Annotated in this window: 2 protein-coding genes; both read left to right on the top strand. The window is 76.3% G+C overall.

The window, feature by feature from the left end; translation table 11 throughout:
- Positions 1-351 precede the first annotated feature (351 nt).
- A complete protein-coding gene (locus ACFWJ4_RS41385) occupies positions 352-1,407 on the top strand; it encodes an LLM class flavin-dependent oxidoreductase (protein ID WP_380554587.1) in 1,056 nt (351 codons plus the stop codon).
- Entirely contained in the window at positions 1,404-2,690 is a 1,287-nt protein-coding gene (locus ACFWJ4_RS41380; RefSeq protein WP_380554584.1) for an LLM class flavin-dependent oxidoreductase, read from the top strand. Before ACFWJ4_RS41385 ends, ACFWJ4_RS41380 begins: the two co-directional genes overlap by 4 nt.
- The last annotated feature ends 129 nt before the right edge of the window (positions 2,691-2,819 follow it).

The raw sequence follows: 2,819 nt of genomic DNA, 5'->3' as shown, positions 1-2,819 counted from the left end.
CAGGCGGCGGGGCGGGGCCTTCGGCGTGCCCGGGCACCGCGGGCCGACGGAAACGGCGGTTGACGAACCGACGGACGCCCTGGTCAACTGAAGCGGTGAACGCCTCGTGCCCGCTGGTCACCCGCAGCCACATCGACTTCGGTCGCGTGTGGTCCGCGGCGTGTCGCGGCTGAGCTGACCGTTCCCCCGCCGCCGCCCGGCTGACGTCCCGCCCGGCGCCGGACCTTCCCCCCGCCCGCACGGGCTCCGCCCGCGGGCCGCCACCGCGCTCCCGCGTGCCCCCGCGCTCCCGTGTCCCCGCACGGCCGCGCCGGCGCCCGCACGCGTCCGCACGAGGAAGTCAGGCTCACCATGCCCCGCCAGTTGCACCTGTCCGCCGCCCTCGACAGCCCCGGCCGCTTCGACGCCGGGCACTACGCCTACCTCGCCCGGCTCGCCGAGCGGGCCACCCTGGACTTCGTCACCCTCGACGACTCCTTCGCCGCCGCACCGAGCCGCCCCGACGCGCTCGCCGCCCTCGCCCGGATCGCCCCGCTGACCGACCGGGTCGGACTGGTGCCGACCGTCACCACCACCCACACCGAGCCCTTCCACACCTCGATCTCGGTCAACACCCTGGACTGGGCGAGCGAGGGCCGGGCCGGCTGGCTGGTCGGCGTCTCCACGACCGAGGCCGAGGCCCGGGCCTTCGGCCGCCGCCCGGTCGCCGCCGAGGACCAGCTGTGGGCCGAGGCCGCCGACGCCGTCGAGGTGGCCGCCCGGCTCTGGGACAGCTGGGAGGACGACGCGGAGATCCGCGACACCGCGACCGGGCGGTTCATCGACCGCGACAAACTGCACTACATCGACTTCGAGGGCCCGCACTTCTCGGTCCGCGGCCCGTCCATCACCCCGCGCCCGCCGCAGGGCCGCCCGGTGGTCGCGGTGCCGGTCGCCGCCGCCGACCTCGCGCCGGACGCCTCCCCGGGCGGGCGGGCCCGGACCGCCGCCGCGATCCGGCACGCCGACGTCGTGCTGCTCGACGCCCCCGACCGCGCCACCAGGCTGACCGCCGCCACCGAACTGCGGCTGCGCGCCGGGGAGGGCCTGCGCATCCTCGCCCGGCTCGACACCGCCCTGTCCGCCCTGCCCGACCGGGCCGCCGACGAGCGGCTGCTCGCCGAACTCACCGCGACCGGCACCGGCGTGGACGGCTTCCACCTCTCCCCCGCCGACCCGCCGCGCGACCTGGCGGCGCTGGCCGACCGGATCGCCCCCGCCCTGCGCGCCGCGGGCCTGCTGCGCGCCGAGTACACCGGCCGCACCCTGCGCGACCACCTCAGCCTGGCCCGCCCGGCCAGCCGCTACGCCACCCGCCCCGCCGGCGCCCCCGCCGCTTCCCCCGCCCTCGCCGAGGTGACCCGATGACGGACCGACCGCTCAAGCAGATCCACCTGGCCGCGCACTTCCCCGGCGTCAACAACACCACGGTGTGGAGCGACCCGGCCTCCGGCAGCCACATCGAGTTCTCCTCGTTCCGCCACCTCGCGCAGACCGCCGAACGCGGGAAGTTCGACTTCTTCTTCCTCGCCGAGGGCCTGCGGCTGCGCGAGACCAAGGGCCTCATCCACGACCTCGACGTGGTCGGCCGCCCCGAGTCGATCACCGTGCTGAACGCGCTGGCCGCCGTCACCGAACGGCTCGGCCTGGCCGCCACCGTCAACGCGACCTTCAACGAGCCGTACGAACTGGCCCGCCGCTTCGCCTCGCTGGACCACCTCTCCGGTGGCCGCGCGGCCTGGAACGTGGTCACCTCCTCGGACGCCTTCACCGGGGAGAACTTCCGCCGCGGCGGCTACCTGGACCGCGCCGACCGCTATACCCGCGCCGCCGAATTCGTCCAGCTGGCACGGGAGTTCTGGGACGCCGGGGAGGAACCCGCCCGGCACCGCGGCCCGCAGTTCGAGGTCGAGGGCAGGCTCTCGCTGCCGCGGCCGCCGCAGGGCCACCCGGTGGTGATCCAGGCCGGGGACTCCGACGAGGGGCGCGAGTTCGCCGCCGCCACCGCCGACGTGGTCTTCTCCCGGCACTCCACCCTCGCCGACGGCCAGGCCTTCCACAGCGACGTCAAGCGCCGGCTCGCCGCGTACGGGCGCAAGCCGGACGAGCTGAAGATCATGCCCGGGGTCACCTTCGTCCTCGGCGACACCGACGCCGAGGCGGCCGAACGGGCCCACGGGATCCGCCGGGCCCAGGTCGGCCCGCAGACCACGATCGCCTTCCTGGAGCAGGTCTGGGGCGTCGACCTGTCCGACCACGACCCCGACGGACCGCTGCCGACCGTCGACCCCGACCCGGACAGCGGCCTGGTCCAGGGGCGGGTCCGGCACGCCGACCCGGTGGCCCTCGCCGAACGGTGGCGGGCGGTGGCCGCGGAGAAGAAGCTGACCAGCCGCGAACTGGTGATCGAGCTGACCGGCCGGCAGTCCTTCATCGGCTCGCCCGCCACCGTCGCCGCGCAGATCGACCACTTCGTGCAGAACGACGCGGCCGACGGCTTCATCCTCGTCCCGCACCTCACCCCGGGCGGGCTGGACGAGTTCGTCGACCGGGTCGTACCGCTGCTCCAGGAGCGCGGGGTGTTCCGCACCGACTACACCGGCCCCACCCTGCGGGACCACCTCGGACTGCCGGTGCCCGGGCGGCGCTGACGTTCCGTCGCCCGGCACCCGGCCGGCCTCCCGCAGCCGGGTGGCCCACCGGGCCGCCGTGACCGACGCCGGTGACACGGCCGTGGGGGGGGGGGGGGGGGGCCCCCGGCGCCCGCGGCCCCGCGGGGC

This window comes from Kitasatospora sp. NPDC127067 (assembly GCF_042724755.1).
In the GTDB taxonomy this organism is placed as follows: Bacteria; Actinomycetota; Actinomycetes; order Streptomycetales; family Streptomycetaceae; genus Kitasatospora; species Kitasatospora lactacystinica.
The sequence above is the reverse complement of the archived record's forward strand: the minus strand, read 5'-3'. Positions and strand labels throughout refer to the sequence as shown.

What these genes read in the sequence shown, in the direction of transcription:
- ACFWJ4_RS41385 (WP_380554587.1), top strand. Translation starts at nt 352, where the DNA reads ATGCCCCGCCAGTTGCACCTGTCCGCCGCCCTCGACAGCCCCGGCCGC.
- ACFWJ4_RS41380 (WP_380554584.1), top strand. Translation starts at nt 1,404, where the DNA reads ATGACGGACCGACCGCTCAAGCAGATCCACCTGGCCGCGCACTTCCCC.